Below are 25,308 nucleotides of genomic sequence, written 5' to 3' on the forward strand. Positions count from 1 at the left end.
AGTTTACCGACTCAGGCAACCAGCCCAACACGGAAGGTCCCCTCATGGCACTGACATTGAAACTGAACGGCGAAACCCACACGGTTGACGCCGAACCCGGCACGCCCCTGCTGTGGGTGATCCGGGATGAACTGAAGCTGACCGGAACCAAATTCGGCTGCGGCGTCGCCTCGTGCGGTGCGTGCACCGTGCATCTGAATGGTGAGCCCGTACGCTCGTGCCAGACCTATATCGAAGACGTCGAAGATGCCGAGATCACCACAATCGAGGCCGTCGGCGCGGACAAGATCGGCTCTGCCGTACAACAGGCCTGGGTCGAGCTGGATGTGGTCCAGTGCGGCTATTGCCAGTCGGGTCAGGTGATGTCGGCAGTTGGCTTGCTGTCCGAAAACCCCAAGCCCAGCACCGAAGAGATTGACGACTACATGCACGGCAATGCCTGCCGTTGCGCCACCTATCAACGCATCCGCGCCGGCATTCAGCGCGCATCCGAAATTCTGGAGGCCTGATCCATGACCATCAATACCTCTCGCCGTGGGTTTCTGAAAGGTGCCGCCGCTGCCGGTGCAGTTCTGCTGGTTGGTGCGCGCCCGGATGGTGCGTTGGCAGTGGCGTCGTCCGAAACCACGCAGTTCAACCCTTTTGTCAAAATTGACGCCGACGGCACCGTGACCGCCATCGTCAAACACTTTGAAAAGGGGCAAGGGCCCGCAACCGGTTTGCCGACGCTGATCGCCGAGGAAATCGGCTTGCGCATGGATCAGATCGAATACGAATTCGCGCCGTCCAACCCGCAGGTCTACAACAACCTGCTATTCGGCCCCTTCCAGGGCACGGGCGGATCGACTGCGATGGCGAACTCATGGATGCAATACCGTCAGGCGGGGGCCGCCGCGCGCGAGATGCTGATCGCTGCTGCTGCCCAAAACTGGGGTGTGGATGCCGCGGGCATCACCATCGAGGAAGGCATCGTCAAAGCGGGCAACCAGTCCGCCCCGATTGCCGATTTCGTGGCCGCAGCATCCCAGCTTGATGCGCCTGCCGAGCCGCGCCTGAAGGACCCGTCGGAATTCCGTCTGATTGGCAACGAATCCGTGCGCCGCAAGGATTCCGCAATCAAAGGTAACGGTCAGGCGATGTATGCGATGGACGTTCATCTGGCAAATCAGATGGTCACCATGATCAAGCGCCCTGAATCGAAAGGCGGTATCGCCAACGGCTTTGACGACAGCGCGTCGAAAGAGATCAAAGGCTATATCTCAGCCGCCGTTCTGCCCAATCAGGCGGGTGTGGCGGTTTATGCCGAAAACACCTGGGCCGCGATTCAGGCACGCGACGCGCTTGAGGTCGATTGGGATATGTCGGGGGCCGAAACTCGCCACTCGGATCAGATCAAGGCCGAGATTATGGCCGCACTGGATGCGGAACCGGCATATAACGTGAACAAAGCGGAAGTTGCAGCGGTTGCGGCAGCAATCGACGAGGCGGACAAGGTCATCGAAAAGACCTTTTATTTCCCCCTACTGGCACATGCCCCGATGGAGCCACTAAACTGCACTATCGAGCAAACCGCCGAGGGCGATATCGTTCTGCATGACGGCGCACAGATGCCGACCGGCCCGCATATGGCCTATCAGCAAATCTTCCAACTGCCGCCTGAAAAGATCCACATCAAGACCATGTTGGCCGGTGGGTCGTTCGGACGTCGAGCAACACCGGATGCGGATTATCAGGTCGAGGCTGCGCTGGCCTTTGTGGTGACCGACCGATCCCGGCCAGTCAAATTGGTCTGGACACGCGAGGATGACATTCGCAGCGGCTATTACCGCCCGGCCTTCGGGCACAAGGTCCGCGTAGGTCTGGATGCCGATGGCAACATCGTCGGCTGGCAGCATCAGGTGGCTGGCCAATCCGTCATCAAGGGCACCCCGTTCGAATCCGTTCTGGTGCATGACGGAATCGACCACAGCTCGATCGAGGGTATCGCGGACAGTCCTTACGCAATCCCCGGTATGGCGCTTGGGCTGACAGATACGCCCAAGGCGACGACGGTACTGTGGTGGCGGTCAGTGGGGCATACGCACACGGCCTACACTATGGAAACCATGATGGACCTCGTCGCCGAAGCCGCAGGCCGCGACCCGGTGGAATTCCGTCTGGCGCATCTGAGCGACAGCAGCAACGCGGATCAGATTCGCAAAGCTGCGGTTCTGAAACTGGCCGCCGAAAAAGCCGGTTGGGGCAATGCTCCGGCAGGGCGGGCTCAAGGCATCGCGGTGCACAAGTCCTTTGGAAGCTATGCGGCAGAGGTTGTCGAGGTTTCGGGCGATCCGGAAGATGGCATCAAGATCGAAAAGGTCACCTGTGCCATAGACTGCGGGATTGCCGTGAACCCCGACGTGGTGCGTGCGCAGATGGAAGGCGGTGTCGGTTACGGCATCGGGCATGTCATGCGTGACCAGATCACGCTGACAGACGGCACCGTGGATCAATTCAACTTCCCTGATTACGAGCCGCTGCGGATCGGCGACATCGCCGCGATTGACGTGCACATCGTCCCATCTGCCGAGGCACCTACGGGTGTCGGCGAGCCGGGCACACCGCCCTCGGCCCCGGCGCTGGCGAATGCGATCAACGCACTTTCGGGCACGCATGTGGCCGAACTGCCAATGGCTGAAAACGGCATCAGCTTCGTTTAAAGCCCACGCTCCGCGCCGTCCCCCTTGGGCGCGGAGCAACTTACAGCCGCCCGCTTCAGATATTTTTTGATCAAATTTAGTGACAACGCGCGCGTAACCCATTACATCTCGGGTAACTCGAAGGATGGAGACCCCGATGGACCTGAGCGCCCTGCACAGTTTTCGCGTTGCTGCCTGTGACCTTAACGGTCAGATGCGCGGCAAACGAGTGCCACCCTCATATGCCGACAAACTGACCAAGGGCGCGGTCCGCATGCCCTTTTCCGCGCTGAACGTCGACCTGTGGGGCGCGGATATCGACAACAGCCCTCTGGTCTTTGAATCCGGTGACGCGGATGGGATGCTGCTGCCGACAGATCGTGGGCCGGTGCCGATGCCCTGGCTGGGTGCAGACACGGCGCTGGTCCCGATGTGCCTTCATGATGACGCAGGTGTGCCCTTTGCTGGGGATCCTCGCCACGCTCTGGCTGCGGTGCTGGATCGCTATGCCCAGCGCGGCTGGTCCGTCATCGCAGCGACCGAACTGGAGTTCACCCTGCTGGACGCGTCCGGCCCGCAACCGCAACCGCCAATCAATCCAGTCACAGATCGGAGACTGGTGGATGAGGCGGTGCTGTCCATGGCCGAGATGGACGCATTCGATGCGTTTTTCACCGACCTTTACGACGGGTGCGCTGCGATGGGCATTCCCGCCCAGACAGCGATATCCGAAAGCGGGGTTGGTCAGTTCGAGATCAACCTGAACCATCAGGATGCAATGCGTTGCGCCGATGATACGTGGCTTTTCAAGACCTTGACGCGTGGCCTTGCCCGCAAACATGGGTTTACGGCCACATTCATGTCGAAACCGTACGCCGATGACGCGGGCAACGGGATGCACGTGCATTTCTCGGTCGTGGATGAAAAAGGCCGGAACGTGTTCGACAATGGCGGGCCGGAAGGCACAGATCTGCTGCGTTGGGCTGTCGCCGGATGTCTGTCGGCGATGCCAGGATGCACGCTGATTTTTGCGCCTCATGGCAACTCATACACGCGCCTTATACCCGGCGCGCACGCCCCGACCGACGCAAGCTGGGCCTATGAAAACCGCACCGCCGCCCTACGCATTCCCGGCGGGGCCCCTGCCGCGCGGCGGATCGAACATCGCGTCGCGGGCGGTGACATCAACCCTTATCTGATGCTGGCTGCGGTTCTGGGCGCCGCACTGAATGGGATAGAGGATGAGACCGAACCGCCCGCACCAATTTCGGGCAATGCCTATGAGATCGACGGCCTGCCGCAACTGGCGGCAGATTGGGGTGCAGCCATTACCGCGTTCGAAACCGACCCGAATGTGGCGCGCATCTTTCCCGTCGATCTGGTCCGCTTTTTCGCCATGACCAAGCGGCAGGAAATGCGCCGCTTTGCCGAGCGCCCGGCGGAAGAGCACTGGCTAAGCTATCTCGAAGCGGTATGACCCTCTTGCCCGCGTGAACCCGGTGGGCTAGAATAAATTTGATCAAATTTGGTGACCCATGAAAATCGGCATCCTTCTGACCGGCCACCCTCCTGACGTATTGCGAGACCAGTTCGACGAATATGACGTGATGTTTCGCGCGCTTCTGGACGGCAATGGCTTTACTTATGAAACCTTCGCCGTTGTGGACGGCCAGTTCCCCAAAGATGAATTTCAGGCCGATGGCTGGATCATCACCGGCTCGCGCCATGGCGCGTATGAAGGCCACCCGTGGATTCCGCCGCTCGAAGATCTGATCCGCGCCATCCGCCAAAGTGGACGGCCTCTGATCGGTGTTTGTTTCGGCCACCAGATCATCGCACAGGCACTGGGCGGGAAGGTTGAGAAATTCAAAGGCGGCTGGGCCGTCGGGCGCACTGACTATGACTATAACGGCCAGTCCATTTCACTAAACGCCTGGCATCAGGATCAGGTGGTTGAGTTGCCCGAAGACGCTCGCGTGTTAGGCACAAACACATTCTGCCGCAACGCGATGGTGGCCTATGGCGACAACGTCTGGACGGTGCAGGCCCACCCGGAGTACGGCGATGCCTTTATTCAGGGCCTGATGAACACGCGCGGTAAGGGCGTTGTGCCCGACGCAGTGATGGAGGCGGCTGCCAACCGCCTGCCCGCCCCGGACGACAATCCGAAGATCGGACAGCTGATGGCCGAGTTCCTGAAGAAAGAGAGGGCTTGATGGCCGACTGGAAAGATCAGCTGCCACAGGCAGCCTAAACCAACATCGAAGGCCAGCGCTTGGATGAGGTCGAATGCATCATCACGGACCTGCCCGGCATTGCCCGCAGTAAAGCTGTACCAGCGTCTAAAATTTCAAAGCAGGCCTATTTTCACCTGCCCGACAACATTTTCTACCAGACCAATTAACGGTGACTGGGGCGAGGCCGCGGGCGAGGATGGGTTTATTGATCGACATGATCCTCAAACCCGACTTTTCGACAGTCTCAGCCGCGCCCTGGACCGGCGACTGGACGCTGCAGGTGATTCACGACGCCTATGATCGAGAGGGCGAGCCGATCCCCTTCAGTCCGCGCAACGTGCTGAAGCGCGTGGTGAAGTTGTAACACGACAAGGGCTGGAAACCGATTGTCGCACCCGAGATGGAGTTCTATCTGGTCGCCCGCAATGTCGGTCCGGCGCAGGAGATCAAGCCAATGATGGGCCGCCCGGCAGCGGCGCATCAGGCCTAATCGATGACGGCTGTAGACGAATTCGGCCCGGTGATCGACGACATCTAGGACTTCGCTGCACATCAGGGTTACGAGATCGACTGCATCACGCAAGAAGGCGGAGCCGGTCAGCTGGAGATCAATCTGCGCCACGGCGATCCGGTCAAACTGGCGGATGAGGTGTTCTACTTCAAACAGCTAATCCGCGAAGCCGCTCTACGCCACAATTGCTTTGCCACCTTCATGGCCAAACCGATCGAGGATGAACCCGGATCGGCGATGCACATCCATCATTCGATCACGGATATGGAGACCGGCCAGAACATCTTTTCCGGCCCGCAGGGTGGTGAGACAGATGCGTTATGCAACTTCATCGCCGGACTGCAGAACCACCTGCCCGCTGGGTTGGCGGTCATGGCATCCTATGTGAATTCATACCGGCGGTTTGTGAAAGATCATGCCGCGCCAATCAATCTGGAATGGGCGCGCAATGAACTTGCTCTATTCCAACGAACGCAAGGCCGAGTACCCGGCCAGTTGGTATGCGGCTAAGGCCAACCCGGTGGATCGGTTTCCTGCACTTTCGGGGAGTGAGACAGCCGAAGTCTGTGCGGTCAGCGCAGGCTACACCGACCCGTCCGCTGCGCTACATCTGACCGAAGCCGGGTTCAGTGCAGTGCTGCTTGAGGCGCACCGCGTGGGGTTCGGCGCATCCGGTCGCAATAGTTGCCAGTTGGGCAGTGCCCAACGCATGGATCAAGAAGACCTTGAGCGGCTGGTCGGGGACGACGATGCAGCCGAGCTTTGGGATCTGGCTGAGGACGCATAAGAACTGGTCAAATCGCTGATCGCAAAGCACCAGATCGACTGCGACCTGAAACCCGGCGTGGCCGTTTTGGGCCTGAGCACCAGCGAGCAGCAAGACCTGCATGAACATGCCGCGCATCTGTCCGACCGAAACGGGTACGATCAGATCGAAATGCTGGATGAGGCCGCTGGTCACGCGCCGTGCCCATCACCCACTTACAAAGGCGGGTATCTGGACATGGGCGCGGCACATCTGCACCCGCCGAACTTTGCCTTGGGTCTGGCGCAAGCGACTGCAAAGGCCGGGGTGCGCATCTTTGAAGGCACCGAAGTCACCGGAATTGAGGAGGATCGATCCGCCAAAGTGCTAACGGCGAACGGAACGGTCAGCGCCAACCACGTTATTCTGGTCTGCAACAGTTATCTGGGTGATCTGAACCGTAAGGTGGCCTCAAGGGTCATGCTGATCAGCAACTTCATCGCGGCGACCGAACCATTGGGCGATGATACCGCCCGTGTCCTGACCCGGACGTTGCCGTCGCGGACACTAAATTTGCGGTGAATTATTTCCGCCTCGGCGTTGATGGTCGCCTGTTGTTTGGTGGCGACGAAAGCTATGGTTATCGCTTTCCAGCCGACATCGCGGCCAAGGTGCGCAAGCCGATGACCGAAATTCCCGCATCTGCAGAGTGTTAAGATCGACTACGCCTGGGGCGGCACGTTGGCCATCACCATGCGCCGCACGCCCTACCTGGCGCGGGTATCGCCAAATGTCCTGCCCGCCTCGGCTATTCCGGCCACGGTGTCGGCACGGCCACCCATGCCGGACAATTGATGGCCCTTGCGATTTAGGGACAAGCCGAAGGCTTTGACACTATGACCCGCGTCCCCGCCCTGCGCAGCCCATTGCTGATGCTGGCGATGTAATGGTTTGCGCTGCGGAATCGGTTGGCCTGTGATTGTAGGTCATCCAGAGTTTCTTACTTAAACCCTCTTAAGACACGGAACCTCGCCACGCGTGAACGGGTGTCTTCCAAACCACTGCCGCGACCAGCGACACGTGATCGGTCCATTGCGGCAGGTTACGCCCCGACTCGCGCGACGTATCTTTCACAACGTGAATTCAGTGCCATTTGAAGGTAAATGCTGGGTGTTTTCCAACTGGCATACCTATCAGTCCAGCAGGACATCCACTGATCATATGTGATTTCGTTTCGGCCCATCGCCACGGGCAAATCAATTGTCACCTTATGAACTGGCCCTTCATGAAACGCTATATAAGGGTCTTCCGGGGTAACGGGTAACCAATTGCCAACCTCGTCAAATTTGACGTTCTGTTATGATTCAACCGGAGGGCCGCGCATCATAAACTCACCCAAAGGCAAGGCAATCATCTCAGGACAAACGTCGCATTCCTGAAACATCTCAAGAGGAGCCACTTCAGTGCCATCCACAAGAACATAGCCGGCATGTACCGGTGAAGCGAATGTTAAAAACGCCCAAAGGCATGCAAAGTGCTTGATCATCAAAACAGCGACCGAACCCGTCAATACTCGCAACGTATAAGTTGGATCATTGCCATCTTACGTTGCCCAAAGTTGCAAGTTGAAATCAAATTTTCGGGGCGTGTTGCATGCCAACCAGTGAACCCTTGATTGTGACGGATTGGTGAAATTTCGCCCACTCGACGATTGAGGGCTTGGATTGCCTCATATTTGGATTTATATTTCCCAAAGTTAGAATTTGGGAAAATCAAATATGACGCTTCCTCCAAACGTCCATGCCGCCGAACCCATCCCCGCAACCGCAAAAGACGCCATCGACGCCCTGATGCAGTCGGGCGATCTGTTCCGCTATACCGCGCCGCAGGATGCGCCGGTGGCTCTGCTCGAGGCGGAATTCGCCGCCTTACTGGGCACGAAATACGCGCTGGCCGTATCTTCCTGTTCGGCTGCTTTGTTCCTGTCACTGAAGGCGTTGGGCCTGCCACGTGATGCGCGAGTACTGATCCCCGGTTTTACCTTCGCCGCCGTGCCATCCTCGGTCGTACATGCGGATTGCATTCCGGTGCTGTGTGAGGTCGGCCAGAACTATCGCATCGACATGGAGGATTTCGCCGCCAAGCTGGAAAGCGTGCAGGCCGTGATTATCAGCCATATGCGCGGCCATACCTCTGACATGGACGCGATCATGGCGCTGTGCAACGAACGCAACATCCCGGTGATCGAGGACGCGGCCCATTCGCTGGGCACCACCTGGCACGGGCAGAACATTGGCACCATCGGCAAGGTGGGGTGTTTCTCGTTCCAGTCCTACAAGATGATCAACGCGGGTGAAGGTGGTATCCTGATCACGGACGACGCCGATCTGGTCGCACAGGCGGTGATCATGTCCGGCGCTTATGAACATAACTGGAAAAAGCACAAAACCCCGCATGGCGACAACTCGCCTGAACTAGAGCAGGCCTTTGCCCGCTGGCAGAACCAGTTGCCCCTGTATAACCTGCGAATGAGCAACCTGAGCGCGGCCGTGATCCGCCCGCAAATCCCTGAACTGGCGCGCCGCGTACGGGATGGCTTGTCAAACCACGACTACGTGGCCGAGCGGCTGAACACCTCGCCTCATATCGACGTCCCTGCTCCCCTGGCACCCGAGCGTCGCGCGCCGGATTCAATCCAGTTCAATTTGGTCGGAATGGATGAGGCCGAAATCCGCGCCTTTGCCGACGCCTCTGAGACGCGCGGAGTAAAAGTTCAGGTTTTCGGCCTGAGCGAGGACAACGCCCGCGCCTTTTGGAACTGGCAATTCTTGCCCGAGAAGGTCGACCTGCCGCAGACGCGGGACATGCTGATGAAGGCATGTGACGTGCGCCTTCCTGTGCGCCTGACACAAGAAGAACTGGATGTGATCGCCGATATTCTGCTGGCATCGGTCGGCGAAGTGACCGGCCCGGTTCCCGTCTACGGCACCTGAAAATCGTTAAGGGACGAGGTCAAACGCCTCGACCGACAGAAACAAGGCTGTAATCCCTTCGGGGGTTGCGCCCACACGCGACAGGATCGCCGCGACCTGAGGGCCGGTCAGCGTATCCACCAAGAGCGGCGCGCCGGAATCACCCATCATGACCGGGCATAGCGACAAGATGATCCCACCCTCGTGGAGACGCGGCGCGCAAGCCAAGGTCCTGCTGAGCACATGAGGCCGGAGACCCGGATACCCCGCGACAAAAGCCGAAGACGTAATTTCAGTGGCCAGCGGTAAATAACCGACTGTCTGACCAATGGGTTCAGTCAGCTCCAGAACCGCCCAATCCAGCTCGGCGCGATCATCAAATGCTCCGCCAGCGCCCTGCTCGGAATGCATCCTGTATTCGTTTACGTCAGAAACAGCGGCGGCCTCTCCGCGCTGATAACCAGCAGCAAACCGGATGCTGGACGGTGGAATCCAGCGTTTGCGTGGTGCGTTGTAAAGACAATGGGCGGCAGTCAGAACCAGCCGATCCGCAACCAAAACACCGGTGCAATGTGACCGCCGATCCCGACTGGCGAAGTTGATCCGCCCGATGGCACGCCACGGAGCTTGATCCGCATTCAGAATCTCGCGCGCTCGAATGGCGTCGCAGCCTTCGTCGGATTGCGTGCCTATGGTACAGATCGGGGACCAGTTTTCCGAGAAAACACCCTGCGACAACGCCGGTTGGGTCCAAAGCAATGCAACACTCAGGACCAACCAGCGCATCACCGCAGACGTCAGTTCAGCTTTGAGAGCTTTTGCTGCAACTCGGCCAGTTGCTTTTTGATGTCGTCCAGATCTTCTTTCGATTCCGGTTTGTCGTCGTCGTCCTTGTCGGGCCCGGACCAGCCGCCAGACAGACCACCCGTCATCGCCTTGAGGAACGCCTGTTGCTGCGCCTGCATCGCCTCGAACCCCGGCACCTGCGACATCGGGTTCATGGCGTTCATGTTCTCCATCATCTTGTTCTGGCTTTCGCGCAACATTTCGAACGAGCTTTGCAGAAATTGCGGCATCATCCCACCGCCCGGAATCATGTAGCTGCGCACCAGATCGTTCAGTACGTTAACCGGCAGCACGTTTTCACCCCGGCTTTCGTGTTCGGCAATGATCTGCAGCAGATATTGCCGGGTCAGATCATCCCCGCTTTTCAAGTCAATAATCTGCACTTCGCGCCCGTCGCGAATAAAAGTCGCGATATCTTCGAGCGTGACATAGTCGCTGGTCTCAGTGTTATACAGCCGGCGGCTGGCATAGCGTTTGATCAACAGCGGTTTTTCTTGTTCTGGCACCGTTTGCCCTCCCTAAGGATGATGCGTTGCAGCAGAGATTATGCGAGCGCAGAACAAAAAGAAAGGGCAGGTCCTAAGACCTGCCCTGCGCGAATGCACCAGATGGGAGGAGTGGGTGCGCTTCGCGCCCTTCTCTTACTTGGTAGTTGCGGCTTTTTTAGCGGCAGCTGTCACGTCGTTGGTTGCTTTCTGAACGACAGCAGTTGCGTCTTCAGCAGCTTCTTTGCCAGCAGCCATCAGCAGCTCGACGGTTTCGGTCTGCAGCTTCTTCGCGATTTCAGCGAAGGCAGCCATGTTTTCAGCAGCAACTTCGGCCGACGCGCTTGCGAAATCGGTGGCCGCTTTTGCGTAGTCAGCAGGCTCGGCCTTTGCTTTCGACATCTCGGTCAGCTTGGACAGGGTGTCTTTGGTCCATTTGCTGGAGATTTCAGCCGATTTTTCTGCTGCTTCCAGAGCAACACCCGACAGTTTTTCGTTCAGAGTTGCGGTCGATTTGAAGGCACCTTCCAGAGCGGTGGTGTCAACGGGGAATGCACCCATCATGTCTTTCAGGGTCGCGGTAAAGTCTTGAGTCTTTGCCATTGTCCTAATCCTTTTTGCCTAACCGGGCCCACCCCGGCTTTCATCAGCTTGAAGGCAATATGATTGCTGCAATGCAGCATTGCAAGTTTTTTTCTTGCTGCAATGCAGAAAAATTCTAGTTTCAGAATGAAATCAGCTGTTTGGATCGGCCACGACATAGGTGCCGGGCGCCGGGGCAAGCCGCGGGTGATCCGAATCGCCGGTATCACGGGCAGGAACCTGCTTGCCGGATCGCTTCTTCAGCCAGGCCTCCCACAAGGGCCACCACGAGCCTTCGTGGAAGTCGGCCTTTTTCATCCATGTGTCCGCATCCGCCGTCATATCCGGATTGGTATAGTGACCGTATTTCTTCTTACTAGGCGGGTTTACAATGCCGGCAATGTGGCCGGATTCCGAGACCACAAAAGTCTTGGACTTTGACCCCATCTTCTGCACCCCACGATAGCAATCTTTCCAGGCCGCGATATGGTCCGTCTCGCAGGTGATCGCCATCAGCGGCACATCCACGTCACTGACGCGCAGCTTTTGCCCGAACAGTTCGAACCCATCGGCCGCGAACTCGTTGCGCTGACACAGCCCGCGCAAATATTGCACCGTCATCTTGGCAGGCAGATTGGCCCCATCGCCGTTCCAGAATAGCAGATCAAAGGCCGGCGGCACCTCGCCCAGCATATAACTGCGGATGGCCGGACCGTAGATCAAGTCACGCGACCGCAGGAAAGACATGGTGCGCGCCATGATCCACGACCGCAGAACGCCCTCTTTATTTACTTCTTCCTCGACACCGTCGATGAAATCATTCTGCAGGAAGGGCGTGAATTCACCCTGTTCAGAGAAATCTGTTAGCGCGGTAAACAGGGTGGCCGATTTGATCGACTTATCGCCGCGCTGTTTCATCAGCGATAGGGTCAGGCTTAGCGTTGTACCAGCGATGCAATAGCCGATCGCGTTCACCTGCTTGACCTTGCAAATTTTCTTGGCCTCTTCGACGGCGGTCAGGAAGCCGTCTTGGATATAGTCCTCCATCCCGACATCCGCATAGCTTTCATCTGGATTGACCCAGCTGACCACAAACAGGGTATAGCCCTGTTCTGTGATCCATTTGATCATGCTGTTCTGCGCCTTGAGGTCGAGAATATAGAACTTGTTGATCCAGGGCGGGAACAGCACGATGGGTGTTTCATGCACCGTCTCGGTTGCAGGTTTGTACTGGATCAGTTCCATCATGCGATTGCGATAGATAACGTCGCCCGGAGTGGTCGCAAGATTGCCCCCCACCTCGAACGCGCTTTCATCGGCCAGTTTAACCACCAGTTCGCCGTCGTTGGCCTCAAGATCCGAAACGAGGTTTTCAAGCCCTTTGATCAGCGACTGCCCCTCGGTCTCAACCGCCTTTTGCAGTGCATCCGGATTGGTCGCCAGAAAATTCGTGGGTGACATCATGTCGACAATCTGCTGCGAGAAATAGCGCAGGCGGCGTTTATCCTTGGTATCCAGATCATCGACCGAGGCAACAGCCTGTGCGATGGCGTCCGAATTGGTCTGATATTGCTGGCGGATCAGGCGAAAATAGGGGTTGGTTTCCCACAAGGGGTTGGCAAAACGTTTGTCGCTGGGTTTGGGTTCTTCGTCCTCAGCATCGCCTGTGGTCATCGCCTTTTGGGCTTCGGCGAAGTTCAGAACCGACTTACCCCAGTATTCTATTTGCTGTTCCAGCAACTTGGCGGGATTCTGCCACGCTTCGGCCCAATAGGCCGTTGCTGCTCGTGCGAAAAGCTCTTGATTCGGACCGTCCAAAGCGGGGGTATGAGACTTTTTGGTCGACATGACTTCGATCAGTCGCTTCGACAGCGCCTCGACCTTTTCCATATTTTCTTTAAGGCGTTCAATGTTTTCTTCGGTCGGTTCTGGCATCTGATCTTCACTTGTTGTCATTTTAACAATTCCCCCCTAACCTCGCTGCTACGCAGAATAACGTCGTGGGTGTCGGGGGGCAAAGCGGCGAATGGTCCGAACTTATTGGCTGACATTTAGGAGGCCCCTTTCCATGCGCTACATGATGACTTACGACCTGATGGAGACAATGCGCAACACCAACCAGTGGATGGGTGCAACTGCCAGTGCAATCGCATCTTATCCTGCGTTTTCCATGGTCCCCAACCCTGCGTTCAGCATGATGGCTGCATGGGGCGAGGTGACGGAACGCACATTCCAGCGCATGGTCGTCAAGCCGGACTGGGGCATTCGCACCTTTACTTGCGAGGATGGCAAAGACCATCTGGTCGACATCACCACCGTTGTCGAACGCCCCTTTGGCGATCTGATTCATTTCCGGGTGAACGGGCGCGAAGAACAGCCCCGCAAGGTATTGCTGGTTGCGCCGATGTCCGGCCACTATGCCACGCTGCTGCGGTCGACCGTGAAAAGCCTGCTGGTCAATTGCGAAGTCTATATCACCGATTGGCATAATGCGCGCGACATCCCTGTGTCCGAAGGCAAGTTCGATGTAGAGGACTATACACTCTATCTTGTCGATTTCATGAAAGAACTTGGTCCCGACACTCATGTTGTGGCCGTTTGCCAACCTGCACCACTTACTCTGGCTGCCACCGCCTATCTGGCCGAGGTCGAGCCCAAGGCCCAGCCCAGCACCCTGACCCTGATCGGGGGGCCGGTTGATCCCGATGCCACACCCACCGACGTGACCGATTTTGGCCGCCGCGTCACCATGGGGCAACTGGAAGAAACCATGATCCAGCGTGTCGGTTTCAAATACAAAGGCGTTGGCCGCATGGTCTACCCGGGCCTGCTGCAGCTGGCATCCTTCATGTCGATGAATGCCGAGCGTCATTCCAAGGCGTTTTCCGAACAGATTCAGCGCGTCATGCGGGATGAAGCCTCGGATCACGACGCGCATAACCGGTTCTACGATGAATATCTGGCCGTTATGGACATGACCGCCGAATTCTACCTGTCGACGGTCGAGCGCGTGTTCAAGAACCGCGAAATTGCCCGGAACGAATTCATTGTCGCGGGCCATAAGGTAGATATCGGCAAGATCACCGATGTTGCCGTCAAAACGGTCGAAGGCGCGAATGACGATATATCCGCCCCGGGCCAATGCATCGCGGCGCTGGATATGTGTACGGGTCTGCCCGATGCGAAAAAGGCCAGCCATGTTGAGCCCGGTGCCGGACACTATGGCATTTTCGCCGGACGCAGCTGGCGCGACAACATCCGGCCGCTGGTGATCGACTTCATGAACTCCAACACGCGCAAACCGCGCCGGCGGGCCGCCAACAGCAACAAGGTCGCTTGACCTAATGAGCAGGAGAGCGTCCCAGCAAGCGCCATTCTCCTGCGATTGCGGTGCTTTACACGGGCATATTACAGCGGCCGGAGTGCGGTCGGGCACTCATGTAGGCTGCTTCTGCCGTGACTGCCGCGCTGCGCAGCTGTATTTCGGACAACCCGATCCTGCCCCCGGACCTGTGAATATCCTGCAGATGAGCCCGGAAGAAATTCGCATCGACGGCGGTTTGGAGCATCTGGCATTGATGCAGCTGAGCCCCAAGGGCATGCTTCGCTGGTACGCCAGTTGCTGCAATGCGCCGTTGGCGACGACGGCGCGAACCGCGAAATTTCCTTTTGCCGGGTTGGATGTCAAAAGGGTTTCCGACCCCAGCGGGCTTGGTCCAATGACGACCCGAGGGTTTGTTCCGCAGCCAAACGGCAAGCAATCGCATGAAAAACTTCGCTATGCAGCGATTGGGATGCTGACACGCCTCAGCAAATCGTGGCTGTCGGGAAGCTGGAAGAACACACCTTTCTTTGACGTGGACAGTGGAAAGCCCGTGGCCGCACCTACAATCATCAGCAAGAGTGAGCGCGCAAAGCTTTACACATAAGCCGCGCGGGCGGGCACGTTCAGCCATTCGGCCAGCGCATCAATTACAGTTTGAGGCGCTTCGAGTGACGGCAGATGTCCTGCCTCGTCCAACACTTTCAGTTCTGCGCCCGGTATCATCTCTGACATAAATTCGTGCTTGCGCTGCGGCGTCAGGGTGTCATGCGCGCCACACAGAACCAGCGTTGGCACAGTGATGTGCCGCAACTCGCCTTGCTGATCGGGGCGGCGCTGCAAGGCGCGGATCTGGCGTTCGAACACCTCGGGACCCTGATCCAGCGCCATCGAAACCACTTCGTTCAAAATGGGAATACGCCGTGGACCCGGCGCCAGCGTGTCCGAACCAATGATCCGGTGCATCACTTCTTCCAGCCGTCCCATCATGGCCCCAATCAACAACTCTTCGCGCGCCGCCGCCATCTGAGGGGTATCCGCCTGGGCATCTGTCGCCATCAAACACAGACGCGTCACCCGATCAGGCGCGCGTCGGATCAGTTCCAGCGCAACCACACCGCCCATGCCCGACCCGCCCAGCGCGAACCGCCGTGGCAACTGGTCCAACAAGGTTGACGCAATCTCTTCGATCCGCTCGCCCAGAGAAATCGGCGCAACCGTAACTACGCGCTGCCGCGACAGGCTGTTGATCTGGGGTCCAAAAAGCCGTGCGTCGCACATCATTTCAGGCAGTAAAACCAGCGGCTCGATCACGCGGGGCCTCGCAACACTTCAACCTTATGAGCGATGTCTCTTGCCAACAGGATGAGAGGTTTTGCGAGTTCGGGCAAGTTAAACTTCAGGGATAGTTGATGCTCCGAAAGGTCGGAAAATCCGCATAGCGATTGCGGCGAGCTGTCAGGTCTTCGCTCGGTGCGGCCCCGGGGCGCAGTAAACAACCGCGCGGTGCAATATAGCTATCGATCCGACGATGAGGGTTGGGCCGCCAGACCAGATTAAAGGCGCACAACTTAGGAAAGAACCAGATCTCGGAATAGTCCAGATGATCGTGCATCCACCACGCCAGATCGCGCCAGTCACGTCCTGCATCGTATTGATCAGCAAACCATGGAATGACGATAGACGCCCCGGCGATCCGGGCAGCACCTGTACCCCGGTCCCAGATATGGCACTCCAACGGGTTGTCGTTACGGGCGCAGTTCAGGCGGTTTTCGTTTCCGTACTGGTTTAGCGAGGGGGACCGGTATCCGGACCGGACCGCGATGCGCCCAAAGGTCTCCTCAAGCGGGTCCAGCAGGGTCTGACAAAAGGCGCGCCCGGTTTCTATGGCAAGATCAGGATTGTCGGGAAGGTTCTGCTTTTCATGAAAATTTCCAATCTCGGAATACAGAAAATCTCGCATGAAGAAAAACCGGGAAAGGCGCACGCGGCCAAGCGTTTCAAGGCTCCACATGCTGCCAGGCTTGCGCATTCTTATTCCACCCCTATCGTTTTAAGCCAGTCCAGAATACCCGCCACAGTCGTGTCAGTTTGCCCCGGCGACATCAGGCGTCCCGCGATCACATGCGACGACGGATCATCCCCCGGCCCCATCGTCACCAAATTAACCGTTGCCGATCCACCCCAAGCTTCGGCTACTTTATGTGTCAGATCAGGCCGCACGACTTGATCGTCATCCGAGAACCAGAACAGAGCAGGCACCTGCGCACCCGAGAAATCCAATGCATAAACGGTTTCGACCAATACGGTCATTGGAACCACGGCCGTCCACGGGTAAACCGACGTCCAATAGGTGTTTACTTCCGGGTCCGGGCCAGAGACATCCCGTTCTTCGCCCATCACCAATGGCAGCCACTCCCGTGCCCAAGGCAGGCCCGGAAGCCGCGCGCCAGGCGTGTTCACCCCAAAGTTTGGCGAGACAAAGACCAACGCCGCGACGCCTTGGCTTAGCTCAACATCCAGCGCGGCAGCTGCAGTCAGCGTTCCACCGGTCGAGGTTGAGATGACAATAACCTTATCACCCACGGCCCGCGCGGCTGCCAGCCCCTCGGCCATGTCCTGCATCCAGCCAGTTGCCGTCCCTTCGGCCATCGCGGCGCTATCCCGGCCATGACCCTGCAGGCGCGTATAGACCAGATTGGCCCCCAGCGCGTCAGCCACCCGATCCGGCACCGGACGGATTTCTTCGGACGATGCCGAAAAGCCATGCATGTAGAGAACCGAGATAGGCGTGCGTTGTTCTTTGAACCCGTCCTGCCAGATCACGCGTTTTTCTACGCCCGGCACGATGTCGTCATAGGCGGATTCGATGCTTTCAAAGTAGACCTGAACCCCTTCACCGAATTTGCGCGAGTCAAAGCGGGGATGCAATTCGACCTGTTCGCGTGGCCCAAACCAATAGATCAGCCCACCGACAACAATCAGCGCCAGCAGCAAACGCCCTAGAAACCACCCAAAGCGCTGCATCAACCGCCCCCCGTCACCTCAAGCACCGCGTTTTCGATCAGCCCCAGACAGGGGCCGTCCGAGAACCGGTGGTCTGCGTCCTTGACCAGCAACAGTCGCATATCTGGCCCGGTCGCGTGCTCCAGCAGCCGCACGGCCGTTTCGGTGGACACCGCCGTGTCTGCTGTTCCTTGCAGAAAACGTACCGGAAATGGCAAGTCCAGCACCTCGCGCAGCACCAACCGTTGTCGCCCGTCTTCGATCATACGTTTGGTGATAATGTAAGGCTCCATATAGTCCGAGGGCAGTTCCACATGCCCCACACTGTCCAGCGCGGCCTTCTGTTCATCACTGAATGACGCCCAATATCCATCCTCGGTGAAATCCGGCGCGGCGGCGATGGTGACCATGCCAGCGATCCGTTCGGGCATCCTCTTGGCAAGCAACAGCGCCTGCCACCCGCCCATGGATGAGCCGATAACAATCAGTGGCCCCTCGGTCAGGGCTGTCACGGCCTCAATTGTATCTTCATGCCAATCACCGATGCAGCCATCTGTGAAATCCTCGGAGCTTTCACCATGCCCAGAATAATCGAACCGCAAAAACGCCTGCCCGCGCGTTTGCGCCCAGTCTTCAAGATGCACTGCCTTGGTGCCTTCCATGTCCGATTTGAGCCCGCCCAGAAAAACGATGGTTGGGCCATGGCCCTCGCTTTTGTTATAGGCTAACCGCCGGTCTTTTGCCGTGATCAGAAATTCCGTAGCTGCCATGAAACCCTCTTTCCTTTTGGGTGACATCATGCACGGCAGACCGGAGGTCGCAATTCCCGATTTCCACCATACCGCAGCGTCGACCTTACGCCCATCGACACTTGACAGGTTTTGCTGCGCCTGCCACATGGGCCAGACACACATAACCCGCAACCGGGCGTTCAGTGGGCGCCAAACCGACGAGGAGAGCCGATATGGCCCTGGATGCAAAATCCGTCTCACTCACTTTTCCCGATGGCAATGCACGTTCTTATGACGCAGGCGTAACGCCCGCGCAGGTGGCTGCCGATATCTCGACCTCACTGGCAAAAAAGGCCATCTCGGCCACGGTGAACGGCCAGCACTGGGATTTGCAGTGGCCCATCGAAGACGATTCCGACATTGCCATTCACACCATGAAGGATGAGGTTCAGGCCAATGAGCTTATCCGCCACGATCTGGCGCACATCATGGCCCGCGCGGTGCAGGAGATCTGGCCCGATACCAAAGTCACCATCGGCCCCGTCATCGAAAACGGCTGGTATTACGATTTTGACCGGGCGGAACCGTTCACGCCCGAAGATTTGGGCCTTATCGAGAAAAAGATGAAGGAAATCATAAACAAGCGCGATCCCGTGACAACGCAGGTCTGGGACCGTCAGCGCGCGATCGATTTCTACACGCAGAATAACGAGCCCTATAAGGTCGAACTGATCGAAGCCATCCCCGGTGACGAACCGCTGCGCATGTACTGGCACGGCGACTGGCAGGACCTGTGCCGCGGGCCGCACCTGCAGCACACCGGTCAGGTTCCGGGCGATGCGTTCAAGCTAATGTCCATCGCCGGTGCCTATTGGCGCGGCGACAGCGACCGCGCAATGCTGCAGCGTATCTATGGCGTTGCCTTCACCGGCAAGGAAAAACTGAAAGCCCACCTGCACATGCTGGAAGAGGCCGCCAAGCGCGACCACCGCAAGCTGGGCCGCGAGATGAACCTGTTCCACATGCAGGAAGAGGCCCCCGGCCAGATATTCTGGCATCCGAACGGCTGGAGAATCTACACCACCTTGCAGGACTATATGCGTCGGATGCAGGAGAGGGACGGCTATGTCGAGGTCAACACGCCGCAAGTCGTCGACCGCAAACTGTGGGAGGCCTCGGGCCACTGGGACAAGTATCAGGAAAACATGTTCATCGTCGAAGTGGACGAGGAGCATGCTCGCGAAAAGGCGATCAACGCGCTGAAGCCAATGAACTGCCCCTGCCACGTACAGGTGTTCAATCAGGGCCTGAAGTCCTATCGCGACCTGCCTTTGCGCATGGCCGAGTTTGGATCGTGTGCGCGGTATGAGCCCTCGGGTGCCTTGCATGGCATCATGCGGGTACGCGGTTTCACGCAGGATGATGGCCACATATTCTGTGCCGAGGATCAGATCGAATCCGAGACCGCCAAGTTCATCGCCTTCCTGTCCAAGGTCTATGCTGACCTCGGCTTCCACGATTGGACGATCAAACTGTCCACCCGCCCGGAAAAACGGATTGGGTCGGATGAAAGTTGGGATCTGGTCGAAAAGGCGCTGGGCGATGCGTGTAAAGCCGCCGGTTATGACTATGAGCTTCTCGAAGGCGAAGGCGCGTTTTACGGGCCCAAGCTGGAATTCACTCTGACCGACGCGATCGGCCGGACATGGCAATGCGGCACACTGCAGGTCGACCCCAACCTGCCCGAGCGGCTGGATGCCAGCTTTGTCGGTGCCGACGGAGCCAAACACCGTCCGTTCATGCTGCACCGGGCAACGCTGGGTTCGTTCGAACGCTTCATCGGCATCCTGATCGAGGAACACGCAGGCAAGCTGCCGTTCTGGCTGGCCCCGCGTCAGGTCGTCGTCGCCTCGATCACATCCGACGCGGATGAATACGTGGCCGAAGTGGTTGAGACGCTCAAAGCCGCCGGTGTCCGTGCTGAAGCCGATATCCGCAACGAGAAGATCAATTATAAAGTCCGCGAACATTCTGTCGGCAAAGTTCCGGTCATTCTGGCTGTCGGTCACCGCGAGGTCGATGAGCGCACCGTCAGTGTTCGCCGTCTGGGCGAAAAACAAACGCAGGTTCAATCGCTTGAGGCTGTAACAATTGAGCTTTCGCGGGACGCGACACCGCCAGACTTGCTGTAACATTAGGCATCTTTTAGCCATGAATTCGGCCCCGCTTTTGGGGCCGAATTGAAATATTTTCCCTTTTCTTATTCAAAAACAGTATGTTAACCTTCAAGAGTGCATCGTGCACCCTGACGGGCTTGTGAGACACGGGCTCGTGAATTCAACTCTGGCCCCCAAGCCACTACCTTTGTCATTGTCACAAGCAGACATACGCAGTCATCAAAAGGGATTACCGAGATGTCGAACACAGCAAAGTCACTGGTTATCGCAACCGCAGTCGCAGCCGCCGTTTCGGGTGCAGCCACCACTGCCACCGCACAAGCCAAAGAGAAATGCTATGGCATTTCACTGGCCGGTCAGAACGACTGCGCCGCTGGCCCCGGCACAACCTGCGCGGGCACCTCGACGGTAGACTATCAGGGCAACGCATGGACTCTGGTTGACGCAGGCACCTGCGCCGATATCGAACTGCCGGCCGAGGCAGACGGTTCGCCACGCAAAGGCTCGCTGGAAGCCCAAGACCGCGACCTGCCGGCATAAGTCTGGCCTAAACCAGTCAGGGGGCGGGCCGCTTTGCCCGCCCTTTATTTCTAGAACGAGGAGCTGCCAAATGTTGGATGACACACTCCTGTCAAACCGCCTGCCTCCGGCACCGGGCGTAGGGTACAAACCGCAGCATTTCGCACAAATCCTTGAACACGCACAGCCGGTTGAATGGCTGGAAATTCACGCCGAAAACTATATGGGCGACGGTGGCCGCCCGCTGGCCCAGTTACGCCACCTTTCTGAACAATTTCCGATCTCGGTTCACGGCGTTGGCCTGTCTATCGGTGGCGAAGGCCCATTGGACCCTGATCATCTGGCACGGCTGAAACACCTTATCGGCTGGCTGAACCCGGCCAGTTTCTCGGAACATCTGGCGTGGTCGACCCATGACAGCCATTTTCTGAACGACCTTCTGCCGCTGCCTTATACCAACGCCACGCTGGCGCGTATCTGCGAGCATATAGATCAGGTTCAGGAAACCGTCGGTCGACAAATGCTGTTGGAAAACCCGTCCAGCTATCTGGCGTTTGAAGAAAGCACCTGGTCCGAACCCGATTTCCTGCGCGAAATTGCGCGCCGTACCGGCTGCGGCCTGCTGCTGGACGTCAACAACGTTTTTGTATCGGCGACCAATTTGGACTTCTCACCGCAAGGCTATATCGACGCCTATCCATTAGAGAAAGTGGGGGAAATCCATCTCGGCGGACATGATGAAGATGAAGACGACCACGGCCATCCTTTGCTGATCGACAGCCATGGGCGCGAAGTCGTCGATCCGGTCTGGGCCTTGTTAGACTATGTTCTGGAACGGTCCGGACCGAAATCGGTTTTGATCGAATGGGACACGGACGTGCCCGATTGGCCAATACTGCGGGCCGAAGCGGACCGAGCGCAGGCGGCCCTGGACCGCGTCCCGGTATGAGCGTTTCGCAAGCAATCTTTCACACTGCGTTGCTGGATCCGACAGCCGCCATTCCCGAAGGGTTACTGGACGCTGATGCGCATCCCGCCGGACGGCGGTTCAGCGTGTATCGCAACAACGTGGCAGTATCGCTGACTGAGGCGATGCACCAAGCCTTTCCGGTCATCACCAAACTGCTAGGGGCGCAAAACATGGATGGTTTGTCAGGTATTTTCCTGCGCCAACATCCCCCTTCTTCACCCTTGATGATGTTTTATGGCGAGGAATTCCCCGGTTTTATGGCCGGGATGGAACAGCTTTCGCATATTGGTTACTTGCCAGACGTGGCGCGGTTAGAGCTGGCGTTGCGTCGTTCGTACCACGCGGCTGACAGCGAACCGGCCTCGGCGGATGCTCTGGCCGTCCCGCCAGAGGACATCATGCGCGCCCGTCTGGGTTTTGTCCCGTCGATGCAGGTTCTGCACTCGGACTGGCCGATTTATTCGATCTGGCGGTTCAACACCGAAGACGGCGCCCCCAAACCCGGACCTGGCGCCGAAGACGTTCTGATCACCCGGGTCGAGTATGACCCAGCTCCCCATCTGCTGCCCGCTGGTGGCGCGCATTGGATCGCAGGCCTTCAGGCCGGGCAAACCATAGGCGACGCGTTTGAAGAAACGGCAGCACAATTCCCCGAATTTGACCTTGGGGCCACTCTGGCGCTGCTTTTACAGGGCGGCGCAATAACCTCTGTGACTATCGAAAGGCTGGCAACATGACTGCCCTGATCTCATTGCACAACAACACCCTGGGACGGTTGGAGATGACCTCTGGCTGGTTGACACCAACCCTGGCTCGGCTGGTCTTTGCGGCAACATTGCTGGTGTACTACTGGAATTCCGCCAAAACCAAACTGGGCAGCGGGTTTTTCGGGTTCCTCTCTCCGTCCGACGGCGCCTATGTTCAAATCTTCCCCAAAGCCATGGAAGCCGTCAGCTATGACAGCTCGCAATTGGGCATTTTCCACTGGGCCATCGCTGTAGCCGGTACCTGGGCCGAATTCCTGCTGCCCGCTCTGATCCTGATCGGCCTGCTGTCGCGCTTTGCGGCCATTGGGATGATCGGTTTTATCTGGGTGCAGACCATCGTGGATGTCTCTGGTCACGGCGCAGCATTGGGCAACTGGTTTACCGCCGCTCCGAACATTCTTGATCAACGGACCCTGTGGACTTTCCTGTTGCTGGTCATCGTGATCAACGGCGCAGGTCCGCTATCCGTTGATCGCATCCTGCGCATTAAGTGATCTAGAAATGCGCCTTGGGCTCGTCTGGTTTACCCGCGGCCAGCCCAAGGAGGCCCGCCACGGCCGCAAACGCCACCGGGAACATGGTGAATACGTTAAAGCCAAAGGCGTAATACATCCCGGCCGCTGAAATCAGCAACAACACCCCTCCGACTAGGGCCCGTGCATGGGCCATTGCACCACCTGCAATGGCCAACAGCGGTGCGATAATCGATGCGAACTGTATGAGTTGCGCGTTTTCCACTTGCTCGGCCAGTCCGTCGATCTCACCAAACCGGTCGATCAGCTCGACATAGCCATAGCCGAAAAAGCCCACGATCATCCCGATCATACCGGCGATGACGCCCAAAATCATAGCTGCGTTGCGCATTCAAAACCCTCTAACTTGCGTCATTTCAGATAGGCATCCGGTCACGCAACGCCAAGCCCTGCCTTCGTTTCCGCGGTCCAGCCCAGATACAGGGTCCCGTCTTGCTCGATCAGGGGTCGCTTCATCAGAGTCGGGTGATCTGTCAGCAGTTCCAGCGGAGGTCGCGCGCGTTGCGCATCGTCCATTCCACGCCAGGTTGTCGAACGAGTATTGAGCAAAGCCTCGCCGAAACGCTCCAGCGCCTGCGTCAGCACAACTTGGGGCACACCATCAGCCCGAACGTCGACAAACTCAACATCTAACAATGATTTCAATGCCTTGCGGCACGTATCACAATTTTTCAAGCCATATAGACGCATTTGAGGTGTCTCCTGTATCTGGTTCAATTTTCAGCAAATTTGCCTGCTCGTTTCAGAAATTCTTGATTTTTTACTTCACCGTGCAATGTTGAAAAAGACGAAACTCGCAATTAGCGCTGTATCGTTAAGGCGATACGGTGATCAATTGCGGCGACGTCAATCACTGCCCCCACCAATTATGTGGGACAACGCGTAAGTAGAAGGAGACACGGGAAATGCCAACTGGCACCGTGAAATGGTTTAATACCACGAAAGGCTACGGGTTTATTGCCCCTGATGAGGGCGGCAAGGACGTATTTGTTCATATCTCGGCCGTTGAACGGTCCGGTCTGACCGGGCTCGCTGACAATCAGAAAGTCTCGTATGAGTTGGAAGACGGACGCGACGGCCGACAAATGGCATCTGATTTAAAGCCACTGTAAAACAGTCCCGCATGCTGCGGGTGATCAAAACAGGCCAACGGCCAATTTCCGGCCGTTGACCAATACTCAAAGGTTAGAAACCTTACCCTCGCGCCGGGTCAACTTAGGCGCGAGAGCTTTAGTTTTTTTTCCATCACAATACTGTGCAATTCGCGAGATCAGCTTTTGCGAATGACCGCTTCGAACTCGCGCCATTCCCGTGCAGTCATGCCCGAGTTTTCCTGCGTGACAGTTTCACCTGCCAGCATCCGACGCAGGCTGTCGACCATCTGAGCCGAAAGGTTCACCGCACCAAGCCGGTAATCCTCGAATGCTTTGTAGGCGAAGGGCACCCAGTCAGCGACGATCTTGCACATGGTATCCGCATAGACCCGGATCTCGTACTGCGCATGTGGATCCGCGCGCAAGCGCAAGAAGTGGAACAGGTTGTGCAGGTCCACCTTCCAATACCACTGCGTATAGATATTCGCGGGCAGGTTCATCCGCGCCAGTTCGCGCGCCAGACCCTGCTGACCATCTTGGCTGATCATCGCCTCATAGTTGTCATAGCACCGCGCGCTGTCGGCTTTGAGCATTTCCAGAACGCGGGCCGCTTCTTCCCCTTGCAGGGCGTCGCCCCGTCCCTGATTGTTCACCTCGGACTGCGCTGCCACGTGATCGGGCGCGGGGATATAAAACTCACGATCCAGAATCGAATAGCGCGCGGAATACTCGTTCACGTTCGCCGTCCGGTGACGAATCCACTGCCGGGCAACAAAGACAGGCAGTTTGACGTGCAGTTTGATTTCACACATCTCGAACGGGGTCGAATGCCAATGGCGCATCAGATATCGGATCAGGCCTTCGTCATTCTGAACCGATTTGGTGCCCTTGCCGTATGACACCCGCGCCGCCTGACAGATCGCCGCGTCGTCACCCATATAGTCGATCACGCGTACAAAGCCGTGGTCCAGCACCTGATGGGCGGTATAGAGGTGATCTTCCATACCCGCGGCCACAACGCGGCGTGTTGGATGCGATTGCGCCCGTTGCGCTTCGATCTCGGCCAGTTGGTCAGAGGACAGCGGCATGAAAGTTCCTTTCCAGCAATGAGTCGCCCACCACTATATATCGGC

At 57.6% G+C, this 25,308-nt stretch carries 24 protein-coding genes and 2 pseudogenes; 15 read left to right on the forward strand and 11 right to left on the reverse strand.

What is annotated here, in order from left to right; genetic code table 11:
- Positions 1-44: 44 nt before the first annotated feature.
- From RUE5091_RS04555 to RUE5091_RS04590, 7 genes and pseudogenes are all read left to right on the forward strand, one after another.
- Positions 45-509 carry a (2Fe-2S)-binding protein gene (locus RUE5091_RS04555; RefSeq protein ID WP_058280691.1) on the forward strand — a complete coding sequence of 155 codons (465 nt, stop codon included), beginning with the start codon at positions 45-47 and terminating at the stop codon, positions 507-509.
- A gap of 3 nt (positions 510-512) precedes the next feature.
- Positions 513-2,699, forward strand: coding sequence for a xanthine dehydrogenase family protein molybdopterin-binding subunit (locus RUE5091_RS04560; RefSeq protein WP_058280692.1), 2,187 nt, complete (start codon positions 513-515; stop codon positions 2,697-2,699).
- A 136-nt stretch (positions 2,700-2,835) separates the two neighbouring features.
- Positions 2,836-4,155 carry a glutamine synthetase family protein gene (locus tag RUE5091_RS04565; RefSeq protein ID WP_058280765.1) on the forward strand — a complete coding sequence of 440 codons (1,320 nt, stop codon included), beginning with the start codon at positions 2,836-2,838 and terminating at the stop codon, positions 4,153-4,155.
- 58 nt (positions 4,156-4,213) lie between these two features.
- Positions 4,214-4,894 (forward strand): type 1 glutamine amidotransferase, encoded by a 681-nt coding sequence (locus RUE5091_RS04570; protein ID WP_058280693.1) that lies wholly within the window; start codon positions 4,214-4,216, stop codon positions 4,892-4,894.
- Between the two features lie 44 nt (positions 4,895-4,938).
- A pseudogene (locus tag RUE5091_RS04575) lies at positions 4,939-5,915 on the forward strand (glutamine synthetase family protein); the annotation flags it as partial.
- Positions 5,875-7,118, forward strand: a pseudogene (locus RUE5091_RS04580) (NAD(P)/FAD-dependent oxidoreductase). The pseudogenes RUE5091_RS04575 and RUE5091_RS04580, both read left to right, overlap by 41 nt.
- A gap of 831 nt (positions 7,119-7,949) precedes the next feature.
- Complete coding sequence (locus tag RUE5091_RS04590) at positions 7,950-9,164, forward strand: DegT/DnrJ/EryC1/StrS family aminotransferase (protein WP_058280695.1); 1,215 nt, start codon at positions 7,950-7,952, stop codon at positions 9,162-9,164.
- Positions 9,165-9,170: 6 nt separating this feature from the next.
- On the opposite strand, the gene RUE5091_RS04595 is transcribed toward RUE5091_RS04590, so the two are convergent.
- The 4 genes from RUE5091_RS04595 to RUE5091_RS04610 form a co-directional block, all read right to left on the reverse strand.
- Positions 9,171-9,929 carry a trypsin-like serine peptidase gene (locus RUE5091_RS04595; protein ID WP_058280696.1) on the reverse strand — a complete coding sequence of 253 codons (759 nt, stop codon included), beginning with the start codon at positions 9,927-9,929 and terminating at the stop codon, positions 9,171-9,173.
- An 11-nt stretch (positions 9,930-9,940) separates the two neighbouring features.
- The gene (gene phaR, locus RUE5091_RS04600; RefSeq protein WP_058280697.1) at positions 9,941-10,495 is read right to left on the reverse strand and encodes a polyhydroxyalkanoate synthesis repressor PhaR; all 555 of its coding nucleotides are present in this window, start codon (positions 10,493-10,495) and stop codon (positions 9,941-9,943) included.
- A gap of 135 nt (positions 10,496-10,630) precedes the next feature.
- The gene (locus tag RUE5091_RS04605) at positions 10,631-11,077 is read right to left on the reverse strand and encodes a phasin family protein (protein WP_058280698.1); all 447 of its coding nucleotides are present in this window, start codon (positions 11,075-11,077) and stop codon (positions 10,631-10,633) included.
- A 132-nt stretch (positions 11,078-11,209) separates the two neighbouring features.
- Positions 11,210-13,012: a PHA/PHB synthase family protein gene (locus tag RUE5091_RS04610; protein ID WP_058280699.1), complete on the reverse strand. Its 1,803-nt coding sequence runs from the start codon at positions 13,010-13,012 to the stop codon at positions 11,210-11,212.
- A 112-nt stretch (positions 13,013-13,124) separates the two neighbouring features.
- Here RUE5091_RS04610 and phaZ point away from each other — a divergent pair, with 112 nt between their 5' ends.
- Together phaZ and RUE5091_RS04620 are read left to right on the forward strand one after the other, a co-directional pair.
- On the forward strand, positions 13,125-14,396 hold the full coding sequence (phaZ, locus tag RUE5091_RS04615; RefSeq protein WP_058280700.1) for a polyhydroxyalkanoate depolymerase: 1,272 nt from the start codon (positions 13,125-13,127) through the stop codon (positions 14,394-14,396).
- Between the two features lie 4 nt (positions 14,397-14,400).
- Positions 14,401-14,985 carry a DUF6151 family protein gene (locus RUE5091_RS04620; protein ID WP_058280701.1) on the forward strand — a complete coding sequence of 195 codons (585 nt, stop codon included), beginning with the start codon at positions 14,401-14,403 and terminating at the stop codon, positions 14,983-14,985.
- Here RUE5091_RS04620 and RUE5091_RS04625 read toward each other — a convergent pair.
- The 4 genes from RUE5091_RS04625 to RUE5091_RS04640 all read right to left on the reverse strand — a co-directional run bounded on the left by RUE5091_RS04625 (position 14,976) and on the right by RUE5091_RS04640 (position 18,154).
- Complete coding sequence (locus RUE5091_RS04625) at positions 14,976-15,692, reverse strand: alpha/beta fold hydrolase (RefSeq protein WP_058280702.1); 717 nt, start codon at positions 15,690-15,692, stop codon at positions 14,976-14,978. The genes RUE5091_RS04620 and RUE5091_RS04625 overlap by 10 nt on opposite strands.
- Positions 15,693-15,777: 85 nt before the next feature.
- The gene (locus tag RUE5091_RS04630) at positions 15,778-16,392 is read right to left on the reverse strand and encodes a hypothetical protein (RefSeq protein ID WP_058280766.1); all 615 of its coding nucleotides are present in this window, start codon (positions 16,390-16,392) and stop codon (positions 15,778-15,780) included.
- A 20-nt stretch (positions 16,393-16,412) separates the two neighbouring features.
- Positions 16,413-17,405 (reverse strand): alpha/beta hydrolase, encoded by a 993-nt coding sequence (locus tag RUE5091_RS04635; protein ID WP_058280703.1) that lies wholly within the window; start codon positions 17,403-17,405, stop codon positions 16,413-16,415.
- Positions 17,405-18,154, reverse strand: a complete 750-nt coding sequence (locus tag RUE5091_RS04640; protein WP_058280767.1) for an alpha/beta hydrolase — start codon at positions 18,152-18,154, stop codon at positions 17,405-17,407. The genes RUE5091_RS04635 and RUE5091_RS04640 overlap by 1 nt, the downstream gene beginning before the upstream one ends.
- A 194-nt stretch (positions 18,155-18,348) precedes the next feature.
- Between RUE5091_RS04640 and thrS the strand changes: the two genes are divergently transcribed.
- The 5 genes from thrS to RUE5091_RS04665 all read left to right on the forward strand — a co-directional run bounded on the left by thrS (position 18,349) and on the right by RUE5091_RS04665 (position 23,042).
- Positions 18,349-20,307 carry a threonine--tRNA ligase gene (gene thrS, locus RUE5091_RS04645; RefSeq protein WP_058280704.1) on the forward strand — a complete coding sequence of 653 codons (1,959 nt, stop codon included), beginning with the start codon at positions 18,349-18,351 and terminating at the stop codon, positions 20,305-20,307.
- 222 nt (positions 20,308-20,529) lie between these two features.
- Positions 20,530-20,832: a BufA1 family periplasmic bufferin-type metallophore gene (locus RUE5091_RS04650; RefSeq protein WP_058280705.1), complete on the forward strand. Its 303-nt coding sequence runs from the start codon at positions 20,530-20,532 to the stop codon at positions 20,830-20,832.
- Positions 20,833-20,902: 70 nt separating this feature from the next.
- Complete coding sequence (gene bufB, locus RUE5091_RS04655; protein WP_058280706.1) at positions 20,903-21,760, forward strand: MNIO family bufferin maturase; 858 nt, start codon at positions 20,903-20,905, stop codon at positions 21,758-21,760.
- Positions 21,757-22,518, forward strand: coding sequence for an HvfC/BufC family peptide modification chaperone (locus tag RUE5091_RS04660; protein ID WP_058280707.1), 762 nt, complete (start codon positions 21,757-21,759; stop codon positions 22,516-22,518). The genes bufB and RUE5091_RS04660 overlap by 4 nt, the downstream gene beginning before the upstream one ends.
- Positions 22,515-23,042: a DoxX family protein gene (locus tag RUE5091_RS04665; RefSeq protein WP_058280708.1), complete on the forward strand. Its 528-nt coding sequence runs from the start codon at positions 22,515-22,517 to the stop codon at positions 23,040-23,042. The genes RUE5091_RS04660 and RUE5091_RS04665 overlap by 4 nt, the downstream gene beginning before the upstream one ends.
- Before the next feature lies 1 nt (position 23,043).
- Here the strand turns inward: RUE5091_RS04665 and RUE5091_RS04670 are convergent, their stop codons facing one another.
- Both RUE5091_RS04670 and RUE5091_RS04675 read right to left on the reverse strand, forming a co-directional pair.
- Positions 23,044-23,412, reverse strand: coding sequence for a hypothetical protein (locus RUE5091_RS04670; protein WP_058280709.1), 369 nt, complete (start codon positions 23,410-23,412; stop codon positions 23,044-23,046).
- A 41-nt stretch (positions 23,413-23,453) separates the two neighbouring features.
- On the reverse strand, positions 23,454-23,771 hold the full coding sequence (locus RUE5091_RS04675; RefSeq protein WP_058280710.1) for an ArsC/Spx/MgsR family protein: 318 nt from the start codon (positions 23,769-23,771) through the stop codon (positions 23,454-23,456).
- A 215-nt stretch (positions 23,772-23,986) separates the two neighbouring features.
- Here RUE5091_RS04675 and RUE5091_RS04680 point away from each other — a divergent pair, with 215 nt between their 5' ends.
- Positions 23,987-24,193, forward strand: coding sequence for a cold-shock protein (locus RUE5091_RS04680; protein ID WP_010439113.1), 207 nt, complete (start codon positions 23,987-23,989; stop codon positions 24,191-24,193).
- Between the two features lie 158 nt (positions 24,194-24,351).
- Here RUE5091_RS04680 and thyX read toward each other — a convergent pair whose 3' ends face one another.
- Positions 24,352-25,263, reverse strand: coding sequence for an FAD-dependent thymidylate synthase (gene thyX, locus RUE5091_RS04685; RefSeq protein WP_058280711.1), 912 nt, complete (start codon positions 25,261-25,263; stop codon positions 24,352-24,354).
- Between the last annotated feature and the right edge of the window lie 45 nt (positions 25,264-25,308).

The sequence above is a fragment of the Ruegeria denitrificans genome, assembly GCF_001458295.1.
Lineage (GTDB): Bacteria > Pseudomonadota > Alphaproteobacteria > Rhodobacterales > Rhodobacteraceae > Ruegeria > Ruegeria denitrificans.